Annotated in this window: 26 protein-coding genes and 1 pseudogene; 18 read left to right on the top strand and 9 right to left on the bottom strand. The window is 44.4% G+C overall.

What is annotated here, in order from left to right:
* The 8 genes and pseudogenes from VPNCDNU1_RS29090 to motX form a co-directional block, all read left to right on the top strand.
* Window positions 1-316 (top strand): annotated as a pseudogene (locus VPNCDNU1_RS29090) (tRNA (adenosine(37)-N6)-dimethylallyltransferase MiaA); the annotation flags it as partial.
* Between the two features lie 115 nt (window positions 317-431).
* Window positions 432-695, top strand: a complete 264-nt coding sequence (gene hfq, locus VPNCDNU1_RS10945; RefSeq protein WP_101111222.1) for an RNA chaperone Hfq — start codon at window positions 432-434, stop codon at window positions 693-695.
* A gap of 26 nt (window positions 696-721) precedes the next feature.
* A complete protein-coding gene (gene hflX / locus VPNCDNU1_RS10950; protein ID WP_104400359.1) occupies window positions 722-2,011 on the top strand; it encodes a ribosome rescue GTPase HflX in 1,290 nt (429 codons plus the stop codon).
* Window positions 2,012-2,056: 45 nt separating this feature from the next.
* Entirely contained in the window at window positions 2,057-3,238 is a 1,182-nt protein-coding gene (hflK, locus tag VPNCDNU1_RS10955) for an FtsH protease activity modulator HflK (protein WP_104400360.1), read from the top strand.
* Between the two features lie 53 nt (window positions 3,239-3,291).
* Window positions 3,292-4,290, top strand: a complete 999-nt coding sequence (gene hflC / locus VPNCDNU1_RS10960) for a protease modulator HflC (protein ID WP_371410789.1) — start codon at window positions 3,292-3,294, stop codon at window positions 4,288-4,290.
* A gap of 76 nt (window positions 4,291-4,366) precedes the next feature.
* A complete protein-coding gene (locus VPNCDNU1_RS10965) occupies window positions 4,367-4,552 on the top strand; it encodes a DUF2065 domain-containing protein (protein WP_104400362.1) in 186 nt (61 codons plus the stop codon).
* A 199-nt stretch (window positions 4,553-4,751) separates the two neighbouring features.
* Complete coding sequence (locus tag VPNCDNU1_RS10970; RefSeq protein ID WP_104400363.1) at window positions 4,752-6,068, top strand: adenylosuccinate synthase; 1,317 nt, start codon at window positions 4,752-4,754, stop codon at window positions 6,066-6,068.
* A 178-nt stretch (window positions 6,069-6,246) separates the two neighbouring features.
* On the top strand, window positions 6,247-6,885 hold the full coding sequence (motX, locus tag VPNCDNU1_RS10975) for a flagellar protein MotX (protein WP_101111216.1): 639 nt from the start codon (window positions 6,247-6,249) through the stop codon (window positions 6,883-6,885).
* A gap of 47 nt (window positions 6,886-6,932) precedes the next feature.
* Here the strand turns inward: motX and hmpA are convergent, their stop codons facing one another.
* The gene (hmpA, locus tag VPNCDNU1_RS10980; protein WP_104400364.1) at window positions 6,933-8,105 is read right to left on the bottom strand and encodes an NO-inducible flavohemoprotein; all 1,173 of its coding nucleotides are present in this window, start codon (window positions 8,103-8,105) and stop codon (window positions 6,933-6,935) included.
* A gap of 111 nt (window positions 8,106-8,216) precedes the next feature.
* Between hmpA and nsrR the strand changes: the two genes are divergently transcribed.
* The gene (nsrR, locus tag VPNCDNU1_RS10985) at window positions 8,217-8,639 is read left to right on the top strand and encodes a nitric oxide-sensing transcriptional repressor NsrR (protein WP_104400365.1); all 423 of its coding nucleotides are present in this window, start codon (window positions 8,217-8,219) and stop codon (window positions 8,637-8,639) included.
* Between the two features lie 89 nt (window positions 8,640-8,728).
* Here nsrR and VPNCDNU1_RS10990 read toward each other — a convergent pair whose 3' ends face one another.
* The gene (locus tag VPNCDNU1_RS10990) at window positions 8,729-10,579 is read right to left on the bottom strand and encodes a DUF3413 domain-containing protein (protein WP_104400366.1); all 1,851 of its coding nucleotides are present in this window, start codon (window positions 10,577-10,579) and stop codon (window positions 8,729-8,731) included.
* A gap of 276 nt (window positions 10,580-10,855) precedes the next feature.
* Here VPNCDNU1_RS10990 and rnr point away from each other — a divergent pair, with 276 nt between their 5' ends.
* Together rnr and rlmB are read left to right on the top strand one after the other, a co-directional pair.
* The gene (gene rnr, locus VPNCDNU1_RS10995; RefSeq protein ID WP_104400367.1) at window positions 10,856-13,315 is read left to right on the top strand and encodes a ribonuclease R; all 2,460 of its coding nucleotides are present in this window, start codon (window positions 10,856-10,858) and stop codon (window positions 13,313-13,315) included.
* Window positions 13,316-13,332: 17 nt separating this feature from the next.
* Window positions 13,333-14,070 carry a 23S rRNA (guanosine(2251)-2'-O)-methyltransferase RlmB gene (rlmB, locus tag VPNCDNU1_RS11000; protein ID WP_104400368.1) on the top strand — a complete coding sequence of 246 codons (738 nt, stop codon included), beginning with the start codon at window positions 13,333-13,335 and terminating at the stop codon, window positions 14,068-14,070.
* Window positions 14,071-14,182: 112 nt separating this feature from the next.
* On the opposite strand, the gene crp is transcribed toward rlmB, so the two are convergent.
* The 5 genes from crp to VPNCDNU1_RS11025 form a co-directional block, all read right to left on the bottom strand.
* Window positions 14,183-14,815 (bottom strand): cAMP-activated global transcriptional regulator CRP, encoded by a 633-nt coding sequence (gene crp / locus VPNCDNU1_RS11005; protein WP_101111210.1) that lies wholly within the window; start codon window positions 14,813-14,815, stop codon window positions 14,183-14,185.
* Window positions 14,816-15,058: 243 nt separating this feature from the next.
* Window positions 15,059-15,928 carry a phosphoribulokinase gene (locus VPNCDNU1_RS11010; RefSeq protein WP_104400369.1) on the bottom strand — a complete coding sequence of 290 codons (870 nt, stop codon included), beginning with the start codon at window positions 15,926-15,928 and terminating at the stop codon, window positions 15,059-15,061.
* 156 nt (window positions 15,929-16,084) lie between these two features.
* Window positions 16,085-16,297 (bottom strand): YheU family protein, encoded by a 213-nt coding sequence (locus tag VPNCDNU1_RS11015; RefSeq protein ID WP_104400370.1) that lies wholly within the window; start codon window positions 16,295-16,297, stop codon window positions 16,085-16,087.
* 15 nt (window positions 16,298-16,312) lie between these two features.
* Window positions 16,313-17,329 carry a hydrolase gene (locus VPNCDNU1_RS11020; RefSeq protein WP_104400371.1) on the bottom strand — a complete coding sequence of 339 codons (1,017 nt, stop codon included), beginning with the start codon at window positions 17,327-17,329 and terminating at the stop codon, window positions 16,313-16,315.
* Window positions 17,326-18,717: an aminotransferase-like domain-containing protein gene (locus VPNCDNU1_RS11025; RefSeq protein WP_104400372.1), complete on the bottom strand. Its 1,392-nt coding sequence runs from the start codon at window positions 18,715-18,717 to the stop codon at window positions 17,326-17,328. The genes VPNCDNU1_RS11020 and VPNCDNU1_RS11025 overlap by 4 nt, the downstream gene beginning before the upstream one ends.
* A 121-nt stretch (window positions 18,718-18,838) precedes the next feature.
* Between VPNCDNU1_RS11025 and VPNCDNU1_RS11030 the strand changes: the two genes are divergently transcribed.
* Window positions 18,839-19,435: a LysE family translocator gene (locus VPNCDNU1_RS11030; RefSeq protein WP_104400373.1), complete on the top strand. Its 597-nt coding sequence runs from the start codon at window positions 18,839-18,841 to the stop codon at window positions 19,433-19,435.
* Window positions 19,436-19,440: 5 nt separating this feature from the next.
* Window positions 19,441-19,923, top strand: a complete 483-nt coding sequence (locus VPNCDNU1_RS11035) for a pyridoxamine 5'-phosphate oxidase family protein (protein WP_167404771.1) — start codon at window positions 19,441-19,443, stop codon at window positions 19,921-19,923.
* Here VPNCDNU1_RS11035 and VPNCDNU1_RS11040 read toward each other — a convergent pair.
* Together VPNCDNU1_RS11040 and VPNCDNU1_RS11045 are read right to left on the bottom strand one after the other, a co-directional pair.
* Complete coding sequence (locus VPNCDNU1_RS11040; RefSeq protein ID WP_104400375.1) at window positions 19,881-20,351, bottom strand: TIGR02444 family protein; 471 nt, start codon at window positions 20,349-20,351, stop codon at window positions 19,881-19,883. The two genes, VPNCDNU1_RS11035 and VPNCDNU1_RS11040, sit on opposite strands and share 43 nt — an antisense overlap.
* Before the next feature lies 1 nt (window position 20,352).
* Complete coding sequence (locus VPNCDNU1_RS11045) at window positions 20,353-22,269, bottom strand: ABC transporter ATP-binding protein (protein ID WP_104400376.1); 1,917 nt, start codon at window positions 22,267-22,269, stop codon at window positions 20,353-20,355.
* A 138-nt stretch (window positions 22,270-22,407) separates the two neighbouring features.
* Between VPNCDNU1_RS11045 and kefG the strand changes: the two genes are divergently transcribed.
* The 5 genes from kefG to VPNCDNU1_RS11070 all read left to right on the top strand — a co-directional run bounded on the left by kefG (window position 22,408) and on the right by VPNCDNU1_RS11070 (window position 26,720).
* On the top strand, window positions 22,408-22,992 hold the full coding sequence (kefG, locus tag VPNCDNU1_RS11050; RefSeq protein WP_104400377.1) for a glutathione-regulated potassium-efflux system ancillary protein KefG: 585 nt from the start codon (window positions 22,408-22,410) through the stop codon (window positions 22,990-22,992).
* Window positions 22,976-24,760 carry a glutathione-regulated potassium-efflux system protein KefB gene (gene kefB / locus VPNCDNU1_RS11055; protein WP_104400378.1) on the top strand — a complete coding sequence of 595 codons (1,785 nt, stop codon included), beginning with the start codon at window positions 22,976-22,978 and terminating at the stop codon, window positions 24,758-24,760. The genes kefG and kefB overlap by 17 nt, the downstream gene beginning before the upstream one ends.
* A gap of 8 nt (window positions 24,761-24,768) precedes the next feature.
* A complete protein-coding gene (locus VPNCDNU1_RS11060) occupies window positions 24,769-24,969 on the top strand; it encodes a YheV family putative zinc ribbon protein (protein ID WP_101111263.1) in 201 nt (66 codons plus the stop codon).
* Between the two features lie 128 nt (window positions 24,970-25,097).
* On the top strand, window positions 25,098-25,649 hold the full coding sequence (gene slyD, locus VPNCDNU1_RS11065) for a peptidylprolyl isomerase (RefSeq protein WP_104400379.1): 552 nt from the start codon (window positions 25,098-25,100) through the stop codon (window positions 25,647-25,649).
* Between the two features lie 129 nt (window positions 25,650-25,778).
* Window positions 25,779-26,720 carry an isoaspartyl peptidase/L-asparaginase family protein gene (locus VPNCDNU1_RS11070; RefSeq protein WP_104400380.1) on the top strand — a complete coding sequence of 314 codons (942 nt, stop codon included), beginning with the start codon at window positions 25,779-25,781 and terminating at the stop codon, window positions 26,718-26,720.
* The last annotated feature ends 1 nt before the right edge of the window (window position 26,721 follow it).

Raw genomic sequence — 26,721 nt, forward strand, 5'->3', positions numbered from 1 at the left:
CCACCGCCGTATCGAGCTTCGATTCGAAAAAATGATCAGTGCAGGATTTGAAGAAGAAGTTCAAGCGTTATACGCTAGAAAAGATCTTCATCCGGATCTACCTTCGATTCGATGTGTTGGTTACAGGCAAATGTGGGACTATTTGGATGGGAATTGTACTTTGGATGATGCGGTTTTTCGCGGAATCTGTGCAACCCGTCAATTGGCCAAGCGACAGATCACCTGGCTGCGCAGCTGGAATGATTTAACTTGGTTAGATAGCGAAAACATTGAAGATGCACAAGAAACTATATCAAATGCCATAGCATCTGATTGACTTCACTGTGTATAATGTGATCGTTTTTGCGCACTTTTTCATTTAGCTCGAATGCAAAAACAGCTCTCGGAATAGCTAAATAAAATTAAAAATACAATCAAATAAGGAAAATAAAATGGCTAAGGGGCAGTCTTTACAAGACCCATTTCTAAATGCGCTACGTCGTGAGCGTGTACCCGTATCTATCTACCTTGTTAACGGTATTAAGCTTCAAGGTCAGATCGAATCTTTCGATCAGTTTGTGATCTTGTTGAAAAATACTGTTAATCAAATGGTTTACAAGCATGCGATCTCTACTGTGGTACCTGCACGTGCGGTAACGCACCACAGCAACACAGAACGTTCTTCTGAGCGCCCACAAGAGAAATCTGAAGATTAATAGTACTTTAGTAAGGAGTTGAGTGCTTGTTTGACCGTTATGAAGCCGGTGAACAGGCTGTACTTGTTCATATCAACTTCACGCAAGAAGGTGAATGGGATGATCTAGCTGAATGTGAAATGCTAGTGAAGTCCGCAGGGGTTGAAGTTCTGCAAGTTGTCACTGGCAGTCGTCAGTCCCCACACCCTAAATACTATGTCGGGGAGGGTAAAGCTCAGGAAATTGCTCAAGCAGTGCTTAGCGCTGGAGCGGAAATCGTGATCTTTAACCACTCCCTTTCTCCTGCCCAAGAAAGAAACCTCGAACAACTCTTTAAATGTCGTGTATTGGATCGAACCGGTCTGATCTTAGATATCTTTGCTCAACGCGCTCGAACCCATGAAGGTAAGTTGCAAGTAGAATTGGCTCAATTGCGCCATCTCTCGACGCGCCTAATTCGTGGTTGGACGCATTTGGAGCGACAAAAAGGTGGGATAGGTCTTCGAGGACCAGGTGAAACTCAGCTAGAAACTGACCGACGTTTATTGCGTGATCGTATAAAAGCCATCCTTCGACGCCTTGATAAGGTAGCGAAGCAAAGGGAGCAAGGTCGCCGAGCTCGCAATCGTGCAGAAATTCCAACCTTATCTTTAGTCGGTTACACCAATGCGGGGAAATCGACATTATTTAATCGGATCACAGAAGCGGGTGTTTACGCAGCAGATCAATTATTTGCTACGTTAGACCCAACTTTACGTAAGATTGAATTAGACGATGTGGGAATTGCTATTTTGGCGGATACCGTTGGATTTATCCGACATCTCCCCCATGACTTAGTCGCTGCATTTAAAGCCACATTACAAGAAACGCAAGAAGCTGACATTTTGTTACATGTTGTCGATGCCAGTGATGAGCGTTTTCGTGAGAATATCCATGCTGTTCATGAAGTACTAGAAGAGATTGATGCCCATGAGGTCCCAATGCTCGTCGTCATGAACAAGATTGACAATATGGAAGGCCAAGAACCCAGAATAGAATACGACGATGAGGGAATTCCTCAATGTGTTTGGGTTTCGGCGATGGAAGGCGAAGGTCTGAAACTGTTGTTTGACGCACTAACCAAACGGTTAGCGAGCCAAATGGTGCAGTATCACCTCCGAATTCCACCCCAGTATCAGGGGAAATTTCGAAGTACATTCTTCCAATTGAAAAGTATTCAACAAGAGGCGTATGATAAGGAAGGTAACTTACTGATCGACGTCCGAATGCAACAAGTAGATTGGTCTAGACTAGAAAAAAGAGAAGGGGCAGTTTTAGGTGACTTTATAGTTACTTAAAGGACTGCTACAGTATAACGTCATATCAAATGATGGAGCTTTCTAATGGCGTGGAATGAGCCTGGAAATAACAACGGCGATAATGGCCGCGATAAAGACCCTTGGGGGAATAAAAATCGTGGTCGAGATCAAGGTCCACCAGATTTAGATGAAGTGTTTAATAAGCTGAGTCAGAAACTGGGTGGAAAATTTGGTAAGCGCGGAGGCAACGGAGCTTCTATCGGTGGCGGTGGCGCTATCGGTTTAGGTTTGATTGCGGTTGTTGCCATCGTAATTTGGGTAGTGTCTGGTTTCTACACCGTTGGCGAGGCAGAGCGTTCTGTTGTTTTGCGCCTAGGTAAAGAAGACCGTATTGAAGGTCCTGGTCTTAAGTGGCACCCTAAATTTATCGATTCTTATGAACTGGTTAACGTACAAGCAATTCGCTCACTAAGAGCATCTGGCTTGATGCTTACAAAAGATGAAAACGTTGTAACCGTTGAAATGGGTGTTCAGTACCGTGTGTCTGACCCATACAAATATCTATATGTGGTAACTAATGCCGATGACAGCTTGCGTCAGGCTACTGATTCTGCGCTTCGTGCGGTAATTGGTGATTCTCTGATGGATAGCATTCTTACGAGTGGTCGTCAGCAAATTCGTCAAAGTACGCAAGAAACGTTAAATCGTATTATTGATGGTTACGATATGGGCATTGTGGTTGTGGATGTGAACTTCCAATCAGCGCGTCCGCCTGAGCAGGTAAAAGATGCGTTTGATGACGCGATTGCGGCTCGAGAAGATGAAGAGCGTTTTGTTCGTGAAGCAGAAGCTTATAAGAATGAAATCTTGCCTAAAGCGACTGGTCGTTCAGAACGTTTGAAGAAAGAAGCTTTGGGTTACTCTGAACGTACAATCAATGAAGCTCTTGGTCAGGTTGCTCAGTTTGAGAAGCTACTACCTGAATACCAAGCAGCTCCTGATGTAACTCGTGATCGTTTGTACTTAGATACAATGGAAGAGGTGTATACCAGTACATCTAAGGTTCTAATTGATTCTGAGTCTAGCGGTAACCTACTGTACTTGCCAATCGATAAGATTACAGGTCAGGCAGCAGAGGCTTCAAATACTAAACGTAAAGCGAAATCGACATCTGCATATGATCAGATTGAATTGGAATCAGAGCGTACTGATACCTCATCATCTACGCAGTCTCGCTCTAACGGCTCACGTCAAGGGAGATACTAATTATGCGTAAATTAATGATCCCTGTACTCGTTGTAGCGCTCGCGCTGTTTCTCATGTCTGTGTTTGTGATCCCTGAAGGTGAAAAGGGTATTGTTATCCGCTTCGGTGAAGTACAAAAAGATACGAAGACAGAAACCGTTGTTGAAAACGGCACAGAAACAGTTGTAGACGTTTTAGATGAAAACGGCGAACCCGTTATTATCTCTAAGATTTATAACCCTGGCCTGCACTTCAAATTACCGTTGTTTGATCGCGTAAAGCGTCTTGACGCTCGTATTCAAACGATGGATGGACGTGCTGACCGTTTTGTGACATCTGAGAAAAAAGACGTGATCATCGATTCTTACGTTAAGTGGAGAATTGACGACTTTGGTCAGTACTACTTGGCAACAGGTGGTGGTGATTCATTGACGGCTCAAGCACTACTTGAACGTAAAGTAACGGATGTTCTTCGTTCTGAAATCGGTGCTCGTGAGATCAAGCAGATTGTATCTGGTCCTCGAAATGTCGATGTACTCCCTGAAGATTTGAACACTGAAGAGTTAGCATCTGAAGCGGCTAAACAAGCGCTAGAGATCGACGGTGAGCGTGACAAGATCATGGCTGATGTACTTAACGATACTCGCGTAAGCGCAAGTAACGATTTAGGTATTGAAGTGGTTGACTTCCGTATGAAGAAAATCAACTTACCAGATGAGATTAGTGAATCAATCTATCGCCGTATGCGTGCTGAGCGTGAATCTGTAGCGCGTAAGCACCGCTCTCAAGGTCGTGAAAAAGCCGAAGTTATTCGTGCTCAAGCGGAACTTGAAGTGGCGACTGTGTTGGCTGAAGCAGACAGAACTGCGCGAGTCACACGAGGTGAAGCAGACGCGAGAGCTGCTAAGATTTACTCTGATTCATACAGTAAAGATCCTGAGTTCTTTAGTTTCCTTCGTTCTCTAAATGCGTATGAGAAATCATTCAGCAGTAAGAGCGATATTCTTGTGCTTGACCCGAACAGTGAGTTCTTCAAGTACATGAATGACGCTAAAGGCCAAGTAGCTAAGTAGCGCTAGGCAATAAGATATCTAAAGCCCCGAAAGGGGCTTTTTTGTACCCATTAACCTAACATCAAGAAGATACGTTATGTCAGACTCCTTATGGCTTGCACTTGGATTGGTTCTCGTTGTTGAAGGTCTTGGTCCCTTACTTGCTCCTAATGGGTGGCGTAACATGATCAAGCAGCTGAGCGATCAGGAAGATAATCAACTTAGAAGAATTGGTGGTTGTTTAGTTGTTGCAGGTGCGGTTATCGCTTACGTATTTGCTTAGCGGTCACTCAGAGCTCAGCACATAACGATTTTCTCTATAAATATAAGGGCTTTCGCCCGTTATTATTCTAATGCTTGATTATTATTCCTTCTGGGACATAAGGTTAAGCAAGTGTTTCACTTTTATGCCTAAAAAATGACTGCATCTTTTATTTTAAGGTGCTAGAATCCCTTTTTAACTAGCAATCAGACTTGGAAAGATGGGAAATAACGTAGTCGTTCTAGGCACCCAATGGGGTGACGAAGGTAAAGGTAAAATCGTAGACCTTTTAACTGAAGATGCAAAATACGTGGTTCGCTACCAAGGCGGTCACAATGCAGGTCACACTCTAGTCATCGACGGTGAAAAAACCGTTCTTCATTTAATTCCATCAGGTATTCTTCGCGATAACGTAAAATGTGTTATCGGTAATGGTGTTGTTCTATCACCTGAAGCACTTCTAAAAGAAATGAAACCTCTTGAAGAGCGTGGCATCCCAGTGAGCGAGCGTCTTTTCATTTCTGAAGCTTGTCCTTTAATTCTTCCTTACCACATTGCTCTTGATCAAGCGCGTGAAATCGCTCTTGGTAAAAAAGCAATTGGTACAACAGGTCGTGGTATCGGTCCTGCTTACGAAGATAAAGTTGCTCGTCGCGGTCTTCGTGTGGGTGATTTATTCGATAAAGAAGCATTTGCTGCGAAATTGAAAGAAGTTATGGAGTACCATAATTTCCAGTTAGCGAACTTCTACAAAGTTGAGCCAGTAAGCTACGAAGAAGTGCTTGAGCAAGCGATGAGCTATGCCGACCTTCTAACGTCTATGGTTATTGACGTGACTGATGAACTTGATGCTGCTCGTAAGCGTGGTGATAAGATCATGTTTGAAGGTGCTCAAGGTACGCTACTTGACATTGACCATGGTACTTACCCTTATGTAACGTCGTCTAATACGACAGCCGGTGGTGTTGCTGCAGGTTCTGGTTTTGGTCCTCGTCACATTGGTTACATCCTTGGTATCACCAAGGCTTACTGTACACGTGTAGGTTCAGGTCCTTTTCCTACTGAATTGTACGATGGTCTAGATAAGCAAGATCCTATCGGTAAACACCTAGGTGATGTAGGTCACGAGTTTGGTGCTACAACTGGTCGTCTACGCCGTACTGGCTGGTTTGATGCAGTGGCGATGCGTCGTGCGATTCAAATCAACTCTATTTCTGGCTTCTGTTTAACGAAGCTGGACGTACTGGATGGTCTGGAAGAGCTGAAAATCTGTACTGGTTACAAGATGAAAGATGGCTCTGTCCTAGAAGTTTCGCCAATGGCCGCTGAATCATTTGAAGAAGCAACGCCAATTTACGAAACAATGCCTGGTTGGTCTGAGACTACTTTCGGTGCTAAGTCAATCGATGCGCTTCCTCAAGCTGCTCTTGACTACATTAAGCGCATTGAAGAGTTGACGGGTGTGCCAGTAGATATCGTTTCTACAGGTCCTGACCGCAACGAAACCATTATTAAAGTTCACCCTTTCAACTCGTAACCAACTGAACTTTAGATAATTTAGAATGCCAGCTTACTTAAGCTGGCATTTTTTATATCTTTTCCGATTACTTTTTATTCGCTCTCTGGCAAAATATTGCCAAAGATCGGCAATACTTGTCTAAAGAGTTAGCAGTTATTGCCGATACAAAAGCACGGTATGAATAAAGAGTGCGATTATGAAACTACGAGCTGTGACGGCTTCGTTGTTACTCGCATTGTGTTCCCGAGTTGGCATTGCAAGTGCAGATAGCCACATTGGGGGACCAGTGCCAGTTTACTCCGAAGCTGAACTGATCAATCTGATTGAAAAGAACAAACATCTCGAGCGAGTGAAGGCCGACAGTTGCCAGCTTGTAGAGGATATCGTTGCTCGTGCGACTCGAATAAGCCTGCCTGCTTATGAATTTCTATATGGCGATATGCTGGCTTGGGGAGTATGTGTTGATCAAGATGTGGAGTTAGGTCTCTACTACATGGAAAATGCAGCGCACCAAGGTTTACCTGCGGCTCTAGAGCAAATAGGGCGGTATTATTCGAGAGGGACTTTGGTTCAGCAAGATAAAGAGCGTGCTATTCCTTATCTTCGAGAAGCGGCATCCATGGGTAACATCAATGCTCGAATTCATTTGGCCGAGCTTTTGCTTCGAGACTATGGCAGCCCTTTGGATTATGAAGACGCCTATCGGTGGCTGTATAATTCGGTAACACCAGATAAACGACAACACCGAAGGATTTCTATGTTGCGGCAAGGGTTAGAGCAACGTATGCCTGAAAACATAATCGCGAGAGCAAAACGACGTTCCACATTCTGGTAGATTCAACATGCCCAACGTGTCGGGCATGTTGATTTTGAAAGTTTGCTTTACAGTACCTTATGAGGACCGAAGCATTCATAATGAATACGTTCTTTTGACACGCCTAGCTCCAATAGTTGGCTAGCCGCGAACTGCATGAAGGCTACAGGACCACAGAAATAGAAATCCGTTTCCTGCCAGTTAATACGTTCCTTGATCTGCTCTAGCGCCATTAATCCCGATCTCACTCCCTCTTCCCCTTTATGTTCTCGATACCAATTGAACTGGTTAACAAATTCATAGGATTTTTCTAGCTCGTTTAAACGCTTAGAGAATGCATGATGAACTTGGCTTTCTGCTGCATGTAGCCAGTGAATAGGGGCTTTATGAGTACTTTTTATCGTTTCTAACATTGAGAGTAATGGAGTGACTCCAACACCCGCAGAAATGAGAGCAACGGGTGTAAACTGATCACTGGTGAAAAAAAAGTCTCCGCATGGTGGTGCTAGCTTAACTGTGTCGCCGACGTTCAAGTGATCGTGTAAAAAATTTGAAACAGTACCTTCTGATTCGCGCTTTACCGAAATCCTATAGCTGTTGCCATTTGGCGTATCTGACAAACTGTATTGTCTGATTTCTTGGTATTCAAATTGCTCTGGTGTTAAATAAATGCCTACATACTGCCCAGGTATGAAATCAACGACTGGTTGCTGATCTATAGGTTCAAAAACAAAGCTGGTTATGACGGCACTTTCTTTGCGCTTCTCTTTTAGTACAAACTCTCGAGTGCCTCGCCAACCCCCTGTTTTTGCTTCCGTCTCCGAGTAGATTGTTTCCTCCCGATCGATAAACACTTGGGCTAAGAATCCGTAAGCTTCTCCCCATGCGTTTAAAACTTCCTGACCTGGTGTGAACAACTCATCTATGGTTGCCAGAAGATGACTACCAACGATTTGGTATTGCTCTTCAGTGATGTTAAAACTTGTGTGTTTCTGGGCTATTTTTTCAACAACGGGAAGAAGCACTTCAATATTGTCAATGTTTGCAGCGTACCCATGTACAGCATTGAATAACGCCTCTCTTTGAGCTCCATTTTCTTGGTGAGTTAGGTTAAATATGTCATTTAGTTCAGGGTTGTGGGTAAACATTCTATTGTAGAAATGTGCTGTTAAAGCTGGACCCGTTTCGGCTAAAAGTGGCGCTGTGGATTTTACGATATCTATGGTTGATTGCTTGAGCATTTGGGCTTCCTATTTAAACATGTATTTGTAATGCATGTTTAAAGTTGTATCTAAAATATATCTTTTAGTCAATGGAAGAATTACAATTTACTCAGACAAGAGGAATTTGATTTGCAACTAACGAACTTTACCGATTTTGGTATTCGCGCCTTGATATATCTGGCTTCTTTGCCTGCGGGTGAATTGACGAGCATCCAAAAGGTCAGTGACACTTTTGATGTGTCTAAAAATCATATGGTTAAGATTATTAATAAGCTAGGTCAGCTTGGTTACGTGAAAACAGTTCGCGGAAAAAATGGTGGGATATGTTTAGGTCGCCCAGCTGAAACCATTGTAATAGGAAATGTGGTAAGGGACATTGAGCCTTTGGATGTGGTGAACTGCGCACCGGATTTTTGCCATATTACGCCAGCGTGTAAACTGAAAGCGCATCTGGCACGTGCAAAGTTGGCTTTTTTAGCCGAGCTGGATCATTGTACGATCGCCGATATGTTGAGTGACAACGCAGAGCTTCTCATTTTATTAAAAAGATAAGCGCACGGTAAAGTGCGCTTATGCTCTCGTTTTATCGTTTTATCGTTTTATCGTTTTATCGTTTTAGCTTCTGATGTTTTCGTTAGCAATTACTTTGCATATACAGACATTTGTTGAAGCAATTTTGTCAATTCACGGTTTGGCATAGTACGCTCAGCTTTTTTGTTGAGCTTTAGATCTGTGATTTCCGTATAGCCACCCGGTCTATTGACGATAATTTCATTTCCGCCCACAATTCCATAATCCATGTAACTGCCGACAATAACCCAGTTTTCTTGTCTGTTCGTGGTGAACAAATCTTCCCCGACACTATAATCACGAACATCATTCGACACGCTTAATGGTTGCTTCATTAATGTTGGAGCTACATCTAGGTGACTGGTTCTGGTGTGAATAATATCGGCTTCTTTTTCAGGGTGATATAAGTAGAATGGAACGTGAACCTGAGCGGGAGCGTAGTTGCTGCCGTGTCCCCAATAGTTCTTTTTGTAATCGTTAAATTCTTCACCGTGATCAGACGTAATAACGATGATGGTATTTTCCAATTCACCTGATGCTTCCAATTTATCTAATATTTCACCGACCAATTTGTCGATGTAGTACAGCGAGTTTCGATAGCGGTTACGATACTCTGTTGGGTCGAAGTCATTGTTTAATTTAACGTGATCGACGCGATCCCAATAGGGAGTAAAAGGCCTTTCCATCTCTGCTGGGAAAGAAGTCCCGTGCGCGGCATCGTAAAACATGAATCCAAAGTAAGGCTTGCTTGGGTCTCGTTTTTCTAAGAACTGCAAGAAGTCGTCTGTTATTTTACGATCGCGCTCTGCTGGTGTATTACCTGGTGTGGTTACCGTTAAATCTTTAACGCCAGCAAAGACCGTTCGATCGAATGGCGGGCTATGTAAAGGCGCAGACCCGTGGATAGACATATCATAATTCAGTGAGTGTAAGGTCTCCATCAACACGGGCTGCTGCTGGCTGGAGCGTACCGCATCCCAATAGGTGGAAGGTAAGCCATAGAATAAGCTAAAGATCCCCATTTGGGTCGAGTTACCCCCACTAAGGTGTTCTTTAAATACCAAGCTGCGCTGACCAAACTTTTCAATATTTGGTGTGACTTGCTCATTGGCATCATCAAAACGCCACGCATCCAATACGATCATCAAGAAATTAGGTGTTTTTGCATTTTCAACCTGCTGAATGGGTTTCAACGGGTAGTTCAAGTTGGTTACTTTCTGGTGAGCAATTTTAGTATGAGCATCGCGTCCTGCTTGTTGCTCTACCCAGCCGTTATCTTCAAGGTAATCATTTGCGGTTAATGGTAAATATAGCGGCCAGTGATGGCTGTAACTCGGTATCACTTGATCGAAATTGGCGTATTTCCAAGCGTGAGTAAATTGGCTGAATACCAAGCAGCTAAACCAAACCGAAATTCCAAGTAACAAGTAGCGTTTCTTTGTTTCGATCCAACGGTTTGCTAAGACAATCGTCATGATAATAGCGTTGATGAGACCAAAAGCGACCACCCCACCAACGAGTAAAGTAAACCATGACACATCAATGATTTGGTCTCCACCTTGAATCAGCAACTCAAAGACAAAGCCATTCAGATGAAAGCGATATTGGTTATACACCTGGGTATCGACAGCAATCAGTATTGCAGTGACGATGAAAGGTAACACAGCTAGGCATCTAAAGAGCCTTGTGGGCAGCCAGATTAGTATTAGAGAAGGAAGCGAGCACAGCAACGCCATCAGACCAAACAGCCCAATTTGGGTAGAAAAAATGTAAGGGTAGGATAGCCAGCTACCTTCTGGAATATCCATCCAGCTTACATAAGGGATGCCTATCGCTGATAATAAAACAGCGTTCAATATTAAAAGGCAAAAAATCCATCGCGAGTTAAAGCGAAGATTCTCGCGAAGTTTAGAAAATGACATAAATATTATTGGACGAACAAAAAGAGTTGCGCATCTTACAAAAGAACCATACAAAGTTTCAAGCAGGTATTTGCTTTGTTTATATATTGCCTAACTTTTGTTTAGCTGAATATATGTACCACTGAATTGTCACAATTTGACCAGTATGATGGATAACTGGCTTGTAGTGGATTGCTCGCTCGTGGCGATATATTTCCTGAGAAAGCGGTGTGCGCTGTCGGTAACCGTCAGATTTAGATATACTTAAGATCTATCCAATCTATAGCAGGCCTGCTTATGTCTCAAAACACTCCCATTGATCCTTTTGCTGAGCGCGAATCCGGTAAATATGAAAACCCGATTCCTAGCCGGGAGTTCATTATTGAATTTCTGACTCAGGCAAATGTGCCGATGAATCGAAACGATTTATTTGATGCATTGGAGCTTAAAGGGGAAGAGCAGTATGAAGGGCTTCGTCGACGTTTACGTGCGATGGAGCGTGATGGGCAGTTGGTATTTACTCGCCGTCAATGTTACGTATTGCCAGAGAAACTTGAGCTGGCTAAAGGGCATGTGATTGGACACAAAGACGGATTTGGATGGTTAAGACCAGAAGGCAGCAAAGGAAGAGATAATGATATTCTGTTGCCTCACCATCAGATGAAAACCATCATCCATGGCGATTACGTATTAGTGCAGCCGACAGGGACAGATAAGCGTGGTCGTAAAGAAGGACGCCTTGTTCGGATATTGGAAGAGCGCAAGACTCAAATTGTCGGTCGTTACTTTATGGAGCACGAGTACTCGTATGTGGTGCCTGATGATTCCCGTATCAGCCAAGATATCCTGATCCCTAAAGAGCACCGTTGTGGGGCTCGGATGGGAAATGTTGTCGTTATCGAAATTACGAGCCGCGCAAGCCGCTCTCGAGGTATGACAGGAAAAATATTGGAAGTGCTTGGCGAAAATATGGCACCAGGCATGGAAACCCAAATTGCCATTCGAACCCATCAAATTCCTGATGTTTGGCCGGAAGAGGTCGACAAACAAATTGCAGACCTAACAGAACACGTCCCGGAAGAAGCAAAGAAAGGGCGAGTCGATTTACGTGAATTGCCATTGGTCACAATAGATGGAGAAGACGCTCGAGATTTCGATGATGCTGTTTATTGCGAAGCGAAGCGCAGCGGCGGTTGGCGCCTTTGGGTGGCGATTGCAGATGTGAGCTATTATGTTCGCCCGAATACGGCTCTGGATAAAGAAGCGATCAATCGAGGTAACTCTGTTTATTTTCCATCGCAGGTAGTTCCTATGCTCCCAGAGGTACTGTCTAACGGGCTGTGTTCTTTAAATCCACAAGTTGATCGTTTGTGCATGGTATGCGAAATGACGATTTCTGCTTCAGGGAAATTATCTGGATACAAGCACTACGAAGCCGTCATGAATTCTCATGCTCGCCTAACGTACAACAAAGTTGGCGCCATTTTGGATGGAGATGAAGAACTCCGTGAACGTTACAAACCACTGGTTTCGCATCTAGAAGAGCTTCATAAAATGTATGGAGTTCTGAAGCAAGCTCGTGATAGCCGTGGCGCCATTGAATTTGAAACAGTAGAAGCCAAGTTTATATTCAACCCGGACCGTAAGATTGATCGAATTGAGCCAGTAGTTCGGAATGATGCGCATAAAATCATCGAAGAATGCATGATTTTAGCCAATATTGCTTCGGCATCTTTGGTCGAAAAAGCAAAAGAGCCTTCGCTGTATCGTATTCACGAAACACCTGGAGAAGAGCGCTTGCAAGGGTTTCGAGATTTCCTTGGTGAGCTTGGGCTTAACCTAACGGGTGGCTTAGAACCTTCTCCTACAGATTACGCTAGCCTGATGAAACAGATTGGCGAGCGTCAGGACAAAGAGCTTATTCAAACCATGCTGCTTCGTTCAATGAAGCAGGCGGTTTACAATGCCGATAATGCGGGCCACTTTGGTCTGGCACTAAAACGATACGCGCACTTTACATCGCCTATTCGTCGCTACCCAGATCTGTTACTGCATCGTGCTATTAAGTACCTGATTGCCAAGGAAGAAGGTCGTAATACCGAACGCTGGACACCAACGGGTGGTTTCCATTACTCCTTTGATGATATGGATGTGTATGGTGAGCAGTGCTCCATGACCGAGCGCCGTGCTGATGATGCCACGCGTGACGTATCAGATTGGCTGAAATGTGAATATATGCAAGATCATGTCGGTGAAGAGTTGGATGGTGTGATTGCCAATGTTACGGGCTTTGGTTTTTTTGTACGTCTAACGGAGCTTCACATTGATGGGCTTGTGCATATCTCTTCCCTTGCTAATGATTACTATCAATTTGACCCAATTGGTCAAAGGCTTATTGGTGAAAGCTTCGGCAATATCTATCGTTTAGGCGATGCAGTAAAAGTTAAAGTGTTGTCGGTGAATTTAGATGATCGTCAAATTGACTTTGAATTGGTCGAAACAAGCCGTAAGCTACGCGGAAAAGGCAAAACAGCCAAGAAGCGTGCAGCGCAGTCCGATAAAAAAGCGAACAGTAAAAAGAAGGCAACAGTAAAATCGAGAAAACCGGGTGCAAAAGCGAAAGCGATGGTTGAGCCAACTAAGCGTCCCGATGGTTCGAAAGAGCCTTCCTCCGCGAATAAAAAGAGCAAGTCTGAAAAAGCGCGCAAGAAGAAGTCCCGAGCGAAAAATCGAAAGTCTCAGGGAAAACAGAAATAATCTGAACAGGTCAGGTAATGAGTAACGAATTTATTTATGGCATTCACGCCGTAAAAGCGGTACTGGAAAAAGATCCGGTGCGTTTTATTGAGGCATACGTTTTAAAAGGTCGTCAAGATGAGCGACTGTTACCACTGCTGAATGAATTGCAAAATGTTGGAGTATCTATTCAACAAATGGGCAGAAAAGCGTTGGATGACAAAGCCAGTGGTGCAAACCATCAAGGTATCATTGCACGTGTTAAACCAGCTAAGCAATTGAATGAAAACGATTTGGATGGAATCTTGGCTCAACACGAACAGCCGCTTTTATTGGTACTAGATGGTGTAACAGATCCACATAATCTTGGTGCTTGTTTAAGGAATGCCGATGCGGCTGGTGTTGCCGCAGTTATCGTTCCTAAAGATCGTTCATCGCCTTTAACGGCAACGGTGAGTAAGGTGGCATGTGGCGCAGCAGAGACGGTACCGTTAGTGCGAGTAACCAATCTTGCTCGGACCATGCGAGCATTACAAGAACAAGGTGTTTGGTTTGTGGGGACAGCAGGTGAAGCCACTCACGACATTTATCAAGCGAAGCTTTCTGGTCCGTTGGCGGTTGTTATGGGGGCAGAAGGTGATGGTATGCGACGTTTGACACGTGAAACATGCGATGATTTGATTAAGATCCCGATGGCTGGAAGTGTGTCTAGCCTGAATGTTTCAGTAGCTTCTGGGATTTGCCTGTTTGAAGCGGTAAGGCAGCGCGCGCTCTAGAGCTTGCAGCCCTCTCCATTAGGGATAAGCAAAAGAAATAAAAAACCACCAACGATGTTGGTGGTTTTTTTTGTTCTTAATCGAAACGTTTTCTTTATTGAAGCAATACTGCTTAACGCGTTCCGTATACCACGATAGTTTTACCGTGTGCTGAAATCAGGTTTTGCTCTTCCAGCATCTTCAGGATACGGCCAACGGTTTCACGTGAACAGCCAACAATCTGACCAATTTCCTGGCGTGTAATCTTGATTTGCATGCCATCTGGGTGCGTCATCGCATCTGGTTGTTTCGCTAAGTTCAGAAGTGTCTGAGCGATACGGCCAGTAACGTCTAGGAAAGCAAGGTCGCCTACTTTTTGGCTGGTAGTTTGAAGACGGTTAGCCATTTGAGAAGAAAGGCGCATCAGAATATCAGGGTTAACTTGAATTAACTGACGGAACTTCTTAAACGAAATTTCTGCTACTTCACATGGTGTCTTTGCACGAACCCAAGCGGTACGCTCTTGGTCTTCTTCAAATAGACCAAGTTCACCAATGAAATCGCCTTGGTTGAGGTAAGACAAGATCATTTCTTTGCCTTCTTCATCCTTGATAAGCACGGCAACAGAACCTTTCACGATGTAGTACAGGGTCTCTGCCTTTTCACCCGCATGAATCAGAGTACTCTTAGAAGGGTACTTATGAATATGACAGTGTGAAAGGAACCACTCTAATGTTGGATCGGTTTGAGGTTTACCTAGAACCATAATATCTTTCTTCCTCTGCAGGGTTTGCTCAGCAGCTTTCCGTATCGACTGAGCCAGATTGAACTGGTCATTTAGAATAGGGTGTTATAGTTGATGCTGCAAGCTATCATATGTTTCGGTTAGAAATAGTATCCTTTTTCTGAAACGATTTCTTGACTTTGATCGGTACACGACTGGGTTTATCTAAGCAAAAATGTGCACATGATCACGCTATAGCAACTTCGCATACTTTTCTTTCTATCACTAGCCGATTTTGCCGGTTTCGATGAGTTGTTGAAGTATCGGTTGGACGATCAGTTCCATGGCAAAACTCATCTTACCTCCAGGTACAACGAGCGTATTATGACGCGACATAAATGACCCTTGAATCATAGATAATAGGTATGGGTAGTCGACGTTTTTAATGCCGCGAAGCCGGATGACAACAAAACTTTCATCTAAACTTGGGATGCCTTTTGCTGCAAGGGGATTGGAAGTGTCTACAGTCGGGACACGCTGAAAGTTAATGTGTGTGCGTGAAAATTGTGGGGTAATGTAGTTCAAATAGTCGTCCATCGAGCGCACTATTGAGTCTGTTACCGCTTCTTTAGAGTGACCTCTGTCGCGCGTATCACGCACAAACTTCTGGATCCATTCGAGGTTTACAATAGGTACCATGCCAATCAGTAGATCAACATGTTGGGATACATTGATATCGCCATCCATTACGCCGCCATGTAGCCCCTCGTAGAATAGAACATCGGAGTTTTCAGGCAGCTGTTGCCATGGGGTAAATGTGCCGGGCATTTGGTTGTAAGGTACCGCCTCATCAAATGAGTGCAAGTAACGTCTAACTTGACCCGAACCTTTTTCGCCGTACGTTCGAAAGAACTGCTCCAATGCAGGAAAGTCATTCGCTTGAGGACCAAAATAGCTTATATGTCGACCTTGCTCTTTCGCTTTGCGAATTTCCACGTCCATCTCTGGGCGGGTAAATCGGTGAAAGCTATCCCCTTCGACTAGCGCTGATTTAACGTTCATCATATTGAACATCTTGCGAAACGCTTCAGAAGTGGTGGTTGTCCCCGCGCCTGACGAGCCGGTAACGGCAATGATTGGGTGTTTTGCTGACATGACTGTCCTTGTCTCTAGTTATCGTTATAGGGAATCAGTGTAGGGGAAGCGGTATAAATAATAAACACTGCCCTAATCACGTAATTGAATGAAACACCCAGTAGGGTCGCTTTTACTTGAGATCAATGAATCGAAGGTTGTATCAACATCTCGATTTCAGCGACTGGGATGCACTTGTATATCAACCGTTTCATGAAGCTCAGAAAACACGACAACCGCTTGACCATTTTGCAGTTGAGCACGCACATGATCCACTTTCTCATTTAGGCTGATTTCACTGGCTCCGTAATCAGTGCCTTCTCTTAGTACGAACTCTTTAATTAAATTCGTGAGTGTGTCAGTCTCAATTTGTTCCCAAGGGACGATCATAAATACCTCAAAATTTTATGTCGTCGCAATCTTACCATTAATCTCACTCTGCGCGTTACAGGCTTCCTTTTCTAAGTAAGGCGAAAAATGTTCAGGCAGTGCTTCTTCTAACCAAAATCTTGGCTTGAAGAGGTGACCACTGACAAACCCCACATGACCACCTTTAGGGAGCAAATGATACTTCACATGGGCGGGAAGAGGAGTGGTTGGAATAACCGCTTCTGTCATGAAAGGATCGTCTTGTGCATGAATGATGTCCGTTGGAATCCGAATTTTTTTGAGCATCGGAAGCCCGGAACAAGTTTGGTAGTAATGGTGTGCATTTTTAAATCCATGCAACCGAGAGGTAATGACGTCATCGAAATCAAACATGGAATCAATCTCGTTGATTTCTTTTTCTGTCAATGCCATGACTTTCTGGACTAGTGGCAGCTTAGCGACAGCATTCTCTTTGAGCGATGAGAGCAGGTAGCTTTGATATACCTTAGAAAAGCCTCGGTTAATTCGCTGAGAACACGCCAACAAATCAAGTGGGGCGGATACAACCGATGCCGCATTCAACAGTGTGTTTTCTGTGTACTTTGCAAGGTAGTTGACCAGCATATTTCCCCCTAAAGAAACACCTACCGCTACTTTTACTTGGCGTGGAAAACGCTTGGTTAGATGTTCTATGAAAAAGCGAGCATCTTCTGTTTCGCCTGAGTGATAGGCTCGAGGGAGTCGGTTAGGTTCGCCACTACAACCTCGAAAATGCATCACCACGGCTAACCACCCTTGCAGCGCAAATGCGTGCATCAATCCATTGGCATAAGGGCTTTCAAAGCTGCCTTCCAATCCATGGAATAAAATAAATATTGGCTTGGAAGTATTGGAATTAGGGTCTTCGCTCCACGCCAGATCAACAAAATCGCCATCTGGTAGTTCAAGCCTTTCTCTTGCTGGTTCAAACAACGGCTTACGTCGGATAAAGCGAGAGACTAACGTTTGAATGTGCGCATTGCTCAACCCAAATGCGGGTTTAAATGGGGTCATAATGAAAAGTCCGAAATAGGGTTGCTGTGAAGTAATTCTGCCAGAACTTTAAGCCCTTGTTCCAATTGTTGATAAGTAACTGGTGAACTGAGTGACAAACGAATAGCAGGAGGAACGGCACCGCCGGGAGGGACAAAAAGCTCTCCTGATTTGATAATGACATTTCTTGAGGCAGCTTGCTGAACAAAGTCACTTAATCGCCAATGCTCTGGTAGTGTTAGCCACAAATGAAAACAGTCTTTCTGGTAGCTGATATCGAAAGAACCAAGGTATTGCTTTGTCAGTGCGAGCCTAACATCCATCTCTTTGCGGATGGTGTCGATGACATGTTCAGCTTGGTTTGTTTGTATCATTTGGCATGTCAATGCGGTCAGTAGTGGGCTTATCATCCAGCTATGGTTTTGCAACGTCATACTCAATTGCTGATACAAATGATCAGGCGCTTGCACGAAACCTACGCGCAACCCCGGTGCTAAGCACTTAGAAAAAGCCCCTATATGGATAACTTGCTCTGGCATAAAGTTAATCAAAGGAGGAGGTGCCTGTTTTGGCAATAGACCGTTAACGTCGTCTTCAATAACAATGATTTGGTATTGTTTGCAAACGTCGAGAATGGCTTCTCGTCTCTCAACACTCATTGTTGCGGTTGTTGGATTTTGCAGGGTGGGTGTTAGGTAGATAAAGCGTGCCGATTGGTTTTGTTTGCATGCGGATACCAAAGCTGCTGGTGATATGCCTTCTTCATCCATCTCTACGCCTTTTAAGGACAATTGATTTTGCCGAGCCAAACTCAGTAACCCAGGATAGGTGAGCTTCTCACATAGAATGGTGTCTCCCGCTCGGGTAAATGCGCTTAATACCATTTGAATCGCATGTTGTGCTCCACTGCTAAACAGCAGCTTTTGAGCTTGCACATTAACCCCTTGAGTCTTTAGCCAGCTGGCTACGATTTTGCGATGCGATTCTATACCTGTAGGCTTTTGGTATAGCATAAATTGATTCAACGCCGCGTTATTGCGAGATAACGAATTCATTGCTTCCGACAAAATACCGGCCCTATCTAGCAATGGGGGGATGTTGTAGCCAAAATTACACTCATCGGTTTCTTCCACACTCTCTTCAAATACCCAACTGGCTTTCGAGTGATCTCGAATATACGTGCCAGCACCAACACGCGCTTCTACTAACCCGCGCCTTTCAGCTTCAGCATAGGCACGAGTAATGGTACCAACCGTTACTCCTAACTTATCGGCTAATGCCCTATGGGTTGGTAACTTATCGTTAGTACGGATGATTCCTTCTTCTATTTGCTGAGCAATGGCATCCGCCACTTGATGATACAAAGGGGAAGATAGCGTTTTATCGACGATGATTGTTTCGATTGTCATGGTGACAATAAACCTTTTGCACTGAGATTATTCCATTGTTATGGTCAATATGTGCACATAATTTTAATTATTCAACTTAAATATTGAATTGTATCGATACAATGTGAAGAGGGACAACTTTATGGATTGGCAGTTTTTTACCTCGGTAGCATTGTTTGCAACCGTGATGACGGGAACCCCAGGACCCAATAACGTTATGTTGACGGCTTCGGGGGCTAACTTTGGATATCGCCGAACCGCACCGCATTTCGTTGGAATTGGTTTCGGACTTTTGACTCAAATGATCTTGATCGCGGCAGGGCTTGGTGTCGTGTTCGAACGATACCCGGAAGTACAGCAAATACTGAGAGTGGCATCCAGTGCCTATTTACTGCTTTTGGCGTGGCGAATTGGCACAGCAGCGCCACCAACAGGTCGCGATGATGACAGTTCAAGGCCAATGACGCTGTTTGAAGCAGCGTTGTTCCAATACCTTAATCCCAAAGCTTGGATTATGTCGCTTACCGCTGTAGGGACCTTTTCATTTTCGGGCGATCAATTCTGGTGGTCTGTTGTGGCTATGGGAATGATTTTTTGGCTTGTACAGCTGCATACGTCATCAGTGTGGGTGGGTTTTGGTACGTTGATTCGACGTTGGCTATCAAGTGTCACAGCGTGGAGGTGTTTTAATGTCACTATGGGTTTGCTTACCGCTAGTTGTGTTGGGTTTATTTGGTGATGCCTATGCAATTTGATTTGAATGATATTGCGAAAAACAGCGTGCTTTGCTGGCTATCAACGTCTGATTTATCAGGGCAACCCAATGTTTCGCCAAAAGAAATTTTTCATTTAGTGGATTCAAGTACGTTATTGATTGCAGATATTGCATCTCCTCAGTCCAAAGCGAACTTAGGGGAGAACGCCAATGTTTGCGTTTGCATGTTGGATATTTTTCGGCAGCGCGGCGTCAAATTAATTGGAAAGGGAATGTACGAGCGTTGGCGGGGAGAATCCGTTTTGGAGAGCGAACGAATACTGGTTCAAAAGGCGGGTAATTTCCCATTAAGGGGGATTATCACCATTGAAATATCCAGTGTCTCTTCCGTAATTGCTCCAAGTTATTGGGTAAAACCAGAGCAGAGTGTGGAAGAGAAAGTTGCCGACGCTATGGCGTCTTATGGGGTTCAGCCAGTAGAGGATGAATCTTCAAAAAATGAAATTAAGTGATCGGCTTGCAGGTATTGGCAATACGTACTCACCATAGAGTCACCATTGTTTGCCGAGAGTTTGAGGTTATTGAGGCAATCAACTAAATCAGATTGCTGCTGTTTTTCCAGCAGCAATTCAAATTGCAAAGTTTCTCGGTAGAGTGTATCGGGCAGGTGAGACTTGGATTTACGCCGCAGTTCTCGGTAATTTACCAATAAGTTCTCGGATCGAATCAAGCAATCTTGTACTGGATGCCAGTCTTCTTTATCAAAAGCCAGCTTCTGCTCGTCCAGCCACTTCAGCAATAAAAGGAGGTTTACATTTCCTTGGTATTGATTTTGAAGAGTAAGACACGCTTCTTTAACCTGACGCACACTGTAGTACTGTAGGCTAAATTGCCACAAACGTTCTAAAGTGAGCGACATTGATTGCGTGTCTTTGGGCATTCTAGTTCATCTCCAGTTCCATCTGCTCAAGGGCTTCCTGCTCTGCCATCCACTCCATTTCTATGTCTTCGAGCTCGGATTTTGCAGAGGCTTGTTGCGCCAGTACTTCATTAAGCTTAGCTTTATTTTCCGCTTGATACAGATCGGTATCTCCGAGCTGTGTTTCGGTATCTGACAAAATTTGACCGAGTTTATCCATCTTTTGTTCCAGCTTTGTCAGGTTTTTGCGAATTGGCGCAGTCAGTTTACGAAACTCCGCTTCTTTTCGCTTTTGCTCTTTACGAGCGGCTGCGCTGTTATCCGTACTTTTTTCTGGAGCCGCCGCTTGCAGCTCTTTGCGTTCTGCTTTTTGCTGTTCTGTCAGCCACTTGTAGTAGTCGTTTAAGTCACCGTCGAAAGGGGCAACTTGGCGATCGTGAACCAAATACAAATCATCGGTAGTTGCGCGCAGTAAGTACCTATCGTGGCTCACTATGACCATGGCACCTTCAAAGGTTTGTAGTGCCATGGTGAGTGCTTGGCGCATATCTAAATCAAGGTGGTTGGTTGGTTCATCAAGTAACAAGAGGTTGGGTTTTTGCCATACTACCAATGCCAGTACTAAACGGGCTTTTTCACCTCCGGAGAATGGGGCTACTTTTTCCAGTGCCTTATCCCCTTGAAAACCAAAGCTTCCTAAGTAATCTCGGAGTTGCTGTTCATTTTTGTCAGGCGCAATCTGCATCATGTGTTGAAGTGGAGTCTCTTCAGGGTGCAGAGTTTCAAGTTGGTGCTGCGCGAAGTAACCAATCTTTACGCCTTGAGAATAAGTAAAGTCACCCGATTGCGACTGCAGTTCGCCTGAAAGCAGCTTTATTAGCGTCGATTTACCCGCGCCATTTCGTCCAAGTAAACCAATACGGCTGCCCGGTACAAGGTTGAGCCGTATCTTTTCAAGGATTAAGTTATCATCGTATCCTGCAGAGACTTGATCCATCATTAAAATCGGATTAGGTAAAGCTGCGGGCTCTCTAAATTCAAAATTGAATGGATTATCAAACTGAGCAGGTAATACCTTTTCCATTTTCTCCAACGCTTTTATCCGGCTTTGTGCCTGACGTGCTTTGGACGCTTTGTAACGGAATCGATCAATGTAGCTCTGCATATGCGCCATTTGCTTTTGTTGTTTCTGGAACATAGCCTGTTGCAAAATAAGTTTTTGCGCACGTTGATTTTCAAACGATGAGTAGTTACCGGTGTACTCATTAAGAAGCTGATTTTCTACGTGTATGATTCGGCCAACGATAGGATCAAGAAAATCCCTATCGTGTGAGATTAAAATTAAGGTACCTGGGTAATTTTGCAGCCAACGTTCAAGCCACATTACTGCATCTAAATCTAGGTGGTTGGTCGGTTCATCGAGTAATAACAAATCAGAACGGCACAATAGTGCTTGCGCCAGATTAAGTCGCATTCGCCACCCACCGGAGAACTGCGTAAGATTCCAGCTCATTTGTTCTTGGCTGAATCCTAAGCCATCCAGCAATTCAGCGGCACGTGCTTTTATGGCGTATCCGCCTATAACTTCAATTTTTCCGTGAAGTTCCGCAACCAAGTTTCCGTTGTCTTGTTGTTCAGCGTTTTCCAGTTTTGCTTCGAGCTCTCGAAATTCTCTATCGCCATCAATGACATAATCTAAGGCCTCTCTTTCAAGGGCAGGTGTTTCTTGTGCTACCCAAGCAAGCTCCCATTGACTAGGCTTATGGAAGGTACCGGCGTCAATAGACAGTTCGTCTTTTAACAGTGCAAATAAGGTGGATTTGCCACAGCCATTTTTTCCGACCAAACCTACTTTGTCTCCGGGGTGAATGGTCGCGCTGGCTTGATCTAGCAGAGGTTTGCCACCTCGAAGGAGTTGGATGTCAGAAAAGGTAATCATAGTGCTCGTGTCGAATAAGAGAATTTAACGGTTCGAATACTATGGGGATTCATGATAAATGTCGATCATTATACTATTTACGTTATGATGGATTAACGGAAAAACAACAACATGCCGTGAAGGAAGACGTCAGAAAGCATGACTGTTATTCAAGAAAAAGCTCATTCGCTGCCTAAGATTTTGGTGATTTACGTTCACCCCGATCCTGATAACTCAGTCGCAAACCAAGTGATGATCAATCAGATTCGTGGGTTAGACCACGTGACCATTCATGATCTCTATGCGCATTATCCTGATTTCTTTATCGATGTTGCTCACGAACACCAATTGCTGCTCGAACACGATGTCATCGTTTTTCAGCACCCTCTTTACATGTACTCCTGCCCGGCGCTATTAAAAGAGTGGATGGACAGAGTGCTTGGTAAAGGGTTTGCGTTTGGTGAAGGTTGTGCATTAGCAGGAAAATACTGGCGCAGTGTCATTACCACGGGCGGCGCTGAGAACGCATTTGCAGCGAGTGGTTACAACAAGTACCCACTAGAAGAGATATTGCAGCCATTCGAGTTAACGGCATTGCTGTGCCGAATGCATTGGATAGATCCTTTGACGCTTTATTGGGCGAGAAACGCAACGGATGGAGAGCGCTACCAACACGCCGAGCAGTATCGGCACTGGTTGTTAAACCCTCTGGAGAACGGGAGTAAGAATGGCTGCGACGAATGAGATTCTCACGAGTACCGCAATTTTCCTTTCTGCTGCAGTGGTGGCTGTTCCATTGGCTCAGCGCATGGGGCTGGGTTCTGTATTAGGCTATTTACTCGCGGGAATTGCGATTGGTCCTTGGGGAATGGGGCTTATCAGTGATGTAGAAGCCATTTTGCATTTTGCCGAATTTGGTGTTGTGCTTCTTTTATTCCTGATTGGATTAGAACTTAACCCAAGTAAACTCTGGCAAATGCGACGACCCATTCTGGGGTTAGGGGGAGCGCAGGTTCTTATTACTACGGCAGTTATTTCATCGATAGTCTATTACGGTGGCGTGTCTTGGCAGAGTAGTTTGGTGATAGGGATGGGCTTGGCACTGTCTTCAACCGCAATAGCGTTGAGAGTCATTGAGGAACAGGGCTGGACAGGAACCGAAACCGGGCAGTCTGGCTTTGCCGTATTGTTGTTCCAAGATATTGCCGTCATCCCAATGTTAGCTGTCATCCCTATATTGGCTGGTGGTTCTGGTGGCGATTGGTTGGATGCGCTGAAAACTTTAGGCGGTATTGTCGGTCTCCTAGTAATAGGTCACTATCTTTTGAGACCCGCTTTTCGATACATCGTATTAACTGGTGTGCGTGAACTTTTCACTGCCACAGCACTACTCTTGGTTGTGGGTATTGCTTTAATCATGCAGCAGCTTGGTTTATCAATGGCGCTTGGTACTTTCCTTGCGGGTGTTCTACTCGCTGAAAGTGAGTACCGACATGAATTAGAAATTGCTATTGAGCCATTTAAAGGTTTATTACTCGGCTTGTTTTTTATTGCTGTGGGCATGGCCGTTAACCTTGGATTGTTGGTTATTGAACCGATTGAAGTTCTTGTTGCTGTCGTCTTACTCATTTCAATTAAAGCCAGCGTGCTTTACATGTTAGGGCGACTGTTTGGTACCAGTGCGAAAGCACGAAGCTCAATGGCGGTAATACTAAGCCAAGGCGGCGAATTCGCTTTTGTTATTTTTACCGCAGCTCAGGCAGAGAACCTATTAGATCCAGAATTAGGAGCGTTTTTGCTGGTGGTCGTGAGTATTTCCATGGTTACGACGCCTTTACTACTTTTGATTCAAAAAAGCTGGTTTGCACGTACTATCAATGACGGCGATGGGATGAAATCGGATGTAATTGATCGCAGGCCAAGAGTGATTATTGCTGGGTTTGGGCGATTTGGTCAGGTTGTCGGACGACTAATGTATGCCAATAAGATCCGTATTACCGTATTAGAAAGTGATGCGAGTCAGATTCAGCTTCTCAGAAAGTTTGGATATAAGGTGTTCTATGGTGACGCGACCCAACTCGAGTTATTGAGAGCGGCAGGTGCTGCCAAGGCTGAAGCAATAGTAGTATGTACCGATTCACCCGACGAGGTGATGAAAATAGTGGATTTGTGTCGCCACCATTTCCCTAACTTGAAGGTATTGGCACGAGCTCGTAGCCGCGTAGAAGCGTATCAACTGTTGAACCATGGCGTAGATGCGTTTTCTCGTGAAACCTTCTTAGGGGCATTGGATTTAGGACGACAAACACTGACTCAACTTGGAATGCACCCGTATCAAGCAAAACGCGCGACATCGCATTTCAAAAAGCTCGACATGAAAATGTTAGAAGAGTTACTTCCAGAGCACAGTGAAGATAAAGAGTTGGCTATGCGAGCCAAAGAAGCTCGTAAGGAACTGGAAGAAATATTTGGTCGTGAAATGGAAAATGATTCCCGCCAAAATTGGGAATAGAGGTGAACGTGAAACTGAAGAAAAGATTTATCGCTGGCGCGGCATGCCCGCAGTGTAAAGAAAAAGATACCTTACGTTGGTGGGAAGAAAACAGTGTAGAAGTGGTTGAATGTGTTGACTGCGACTATGTTGAACAAAGAACCACTGAAGCCGTGGAAAAAAGCGAGCACGCCGCACAAGACATGATTGGCATCTTTAAGCCAGATTGAGCCTGCATGAATAAAGAAAACCGCGCTTTTATTGTGTTTTGATATTTCGTCCCCATAATAGCGGGGTAATCAATAATTTTCCTGAGAACCGACTTTCTCTCAGGATTTCAAACCTCCTTGGAGTCATCATGAAAATTGAAAAAAACGTGGTTGTTAGTCTGGCATACCAAGTGAAAACAGAAGACGGTGTGGTTGTCGACGAGTCAACTAGCGAAGCGCCATTGGACTACCTTCACGGTCACAACAACCTAATCACAGGTCTTGAGAAAGAGCTGGATGGTAAAGTGGCAGGCGATAAGTTTACCGCTAATGTTTCTCCAGAAGATGCTTATGGTGAGCACAATGATGCACTGGTACAGCGCGTACCAGCAAATGTATTCCAAGGTGTAGATGAGATTGAAGTGGGTATGCGTTTCCTAGCGGATACTGATCAAGGTCCTATCCCTGTTGAAGTAACAGAAGTGGACGGTGATGAAGTCGTTGTTGATGGTAACCACATGCTAGCGGGTCAGTCTCTGACTTTTGATGTAGAAGTGATAGCGACACGTGAAGCAACAGCGGATGAAATTGAACACGGACATATCCATCAAGAAGAAGGATGTTGTGGTGGTGACCACGATCACGACCATGGCGAAGAGAAAGAGGGTTGCTGCGGCGGCGGAAGCTGTGGTTCCCACTAATTCTTAAGGTTTACATTCAAGTATCCTTAAGCTGCTAAAGTTGAGAGCGCCGACTGATTACTCAGTTGGCGTTTTTTTATGGGCTGTGAGAAATTACGTAAGCGGTAAATCTGATTTTAGGAAAGCACAATGACTAAGCCTTTTTCCATCGCAATACATGGTGGCGCAGGAACAATTTTAAGAGACAAAATGACGACAGAAATGCGAGCTGAATTTCAGCAAGCATTGACTCTCTCTGTGAAAGCGGGTCACAAAGTGCTGTCTGAAGGGGGAGATGCGCTCGATGCGGTGGTCGAAGCGGTAAAAGTTATGGAAGATTGCCCACTATTTAATGCGGGAAGAGGCTCCGTACTCACCAACAGCGAAATGGTTGAAATGGATGCATCCTTGATGCACGGAGCAAATAGTGAAGCTGGTGCCATTGCTGGAGTACGTCATATCCAAAATCCTATTGCTCTCGCTCGTGATGTAATGAAAAAAAGTAATCATGTCTTATTGATTGGTGAAGGCGCTGAAGAATTTGCCTTCGAGCATGGGTATGAGTACACCGAACAAGATTACTTTTATACAGAGCGTCGTTACGAGCAACTGCAAACCATGAAAGAAAAAGGCTTGTTTGCTCTATCAGAATCAAAATACCCCGACGATAAAAAATATGGCACGGTGGGTGCCGTGGCGTTGGATTACCAAGGAAATTTAGCAGCAGCAACCAGTACTGGTGGGGTAACAAATAAAAAGTATGGTCGAGTGGGAGATTCTGCCTTAATAGGGTGTGGAACCATCGCTGAAAACGGCAATGTTGCAGTATCTACAACGGGCATGGGCGAATACTTTATCCGGAAAACAGTGGCGGCAGACGTTGCTGCCCGAATGAAATACCTAAAAGAAGATGTTCATGTCGCGTGCGAAACGATCATTCAAGGCGAACTGAAATCCATGGGCGGGGAAGGTGGGCTAATAGCGTTGGACTCGCATGGCGATATCCATTTCGGTATGAATAGCTCAGGTATGTATCGAGCTAGTATTAACACTAACGGGGAACTGCTCGTTAAGATTTTTGCCGATGAGTAAA

This window comes from Vibrio penaeicida (assembly GCF_002933855.1).
GTDB classification, from domain to species: Bacteria; Pseudomonadota; Gammaproteobacteria; order Enterobacterales; family Vibrionaceae; genus Vibrio; species Vibrio penaeicida_A.

Coding starts and splice junctions, on each gene's coding strand:
- VPNCDNU1_RS10990 (WP_104400366.1), bottom strand. CDS start 10,579: ATGTCATTTTCTAAACTTCGCGAGAATCTTCGCTTTAACTCGCGATGG.
- kefG (WP_104400377.1), top strand. CDS start 22,408: ATGACTGTTATTCAAGAAAAAGCTCATTCGCTGCCTAAGATTTTGGTG.
- VPNCDNU1_RS11070 (WP_104400380.1), top strand. CDS start 25,779: ATGACTAAGCCTTTTTCCATCGCAATACATGGTGGCGCAGGAACAATT.
- VPNCDNU1_RS11030 (WP_104400373.1), top strand. CDS start 18,839: ATGGATTGGCAGTTTTTTACCTCGGTAGCATTGTTTGCAACCGTGATG.
- hflK (WP_104400360.1), top strand. CDS start 2,057: ATGGCGTGGAATGAGCCTGGAAATAACAACGGCGATAATGGCCGCGAT.
- rlmB (WP_104400368.1), top strand. CDS start 13,333: ATGAGTAACGAATTTATTTATGGCATTCACGCCGTAAAAGCGGTACTG.
- VPNCDNU1_RS11010 (WP_104400369.1), bottom strand. CDS start 15,928: ATGTCAGCAAAACACCCAATCATTGCCGTTACCGGCTCGTCAGGCGCG.
- motX (WP_101111216.1), top strand. CDS start 6,247: ATGAAACTACGAGCTGTGACGGCTTCGTTGTTACTCGCATTGTGTTCC.
- VPNCDNU1_RS11015 (WP_104400370.1), bottom strand. CDS start 16,297: ATGATCGTCCCTTGGGAACAAATTGAGACTGACACACTCACGAATTTA.
- hmpA (WP_104400364.1), bottom strand. CDS start 8,105: ATGCTCAAGCAATCAACCATAGATATCGTAAAATCCACAGCGCCACTT.
- VPNCDNU1_RS10965 (WP_104400362.1), top strand. CDS start 4,367: ATGTCAGACTCCTTATGGCTTGCACTTGGATTGGTTCTCGTTGTTGAA.
- hfq (WP_101111222.1), top strand. CDS start 432: ATGGCTAAGGGGCAGTCTTTACAAGACCCATTTCTAAATGCGCTACGT.
- VPNCDNU1_RS11045 (WP_104400376.1), bottom strand. CDS start 22,269: ATGATTACCTTTTCTGACATCCAACTCCTTCGAGGTGGCAAACCTCTG.
- VPNCDNU1_RS11025 (WP_104400372.1), bottom strand. CDS start 18,717: ATGACAATCGAAACAATCATCGTCGATAAAACGCTATCTTCCCCTTTG.
- VPNCDNU1_RS11035 (WP_167404771.1), top strand. CDS start 19,441: ATGCAATTTGATTTGAATGATATTGCGAAAAACAGCGTGCTTTGCTGG.
- kefB (WP_104400378.1), top strand. CDS start 22,976: ATGGCTGCGACGAATGAGATTCTCACGAGTACCGCAATTTTCCTTTCT.
- hflC (WP_371410789.1), top strand. CDS start 3,292: ATGTCTGTGTTTGTGATCCCTGAAGGTGAAAAGGGTATTGTTATCCGC.
- VPNCDNU1_RS10970 (WP_104400363.1), top strand. CDS start 4,752: ATGGGAAATAACGTAGTCGTTCTAGGCACCCAATGGGGTGACGAAGGT.
- VPNCDNU1_RS11020 (WP_104400371.1), bottom strand. CDS start 17,329: ATGACCCCATTTAAACCCGCATTTGGGTTGAGCAATGCGCACATTCAA.
- crp (WP_101111210.1), bottom strand. CDS start 14,815: ATGGTTCTAGGTAAACCTCAAACCGATCCAACATTAGAGTGGTTCCTT.
- VPNCDNU1_RS11040 (WP_104400375.1), bottom strand. CDS start 20,351: ATGCCCAAAGACACGCAATCAATGTCGCTCACTTTAGAACGTTTGTGG.
- rnr (WP_104400367.1), top strand. CDS start 10,856: ATGTCTCAAAACACTCCCATTGATCCTTTTGCTGAGCGCGAATCCGGT.
- slyD (WP_104400379.1), top strand. CDS start 25,098: ATGAAAATTGAAAAAAACGTGGTTGTTAGTCTGGCATACCAAGTGAAA.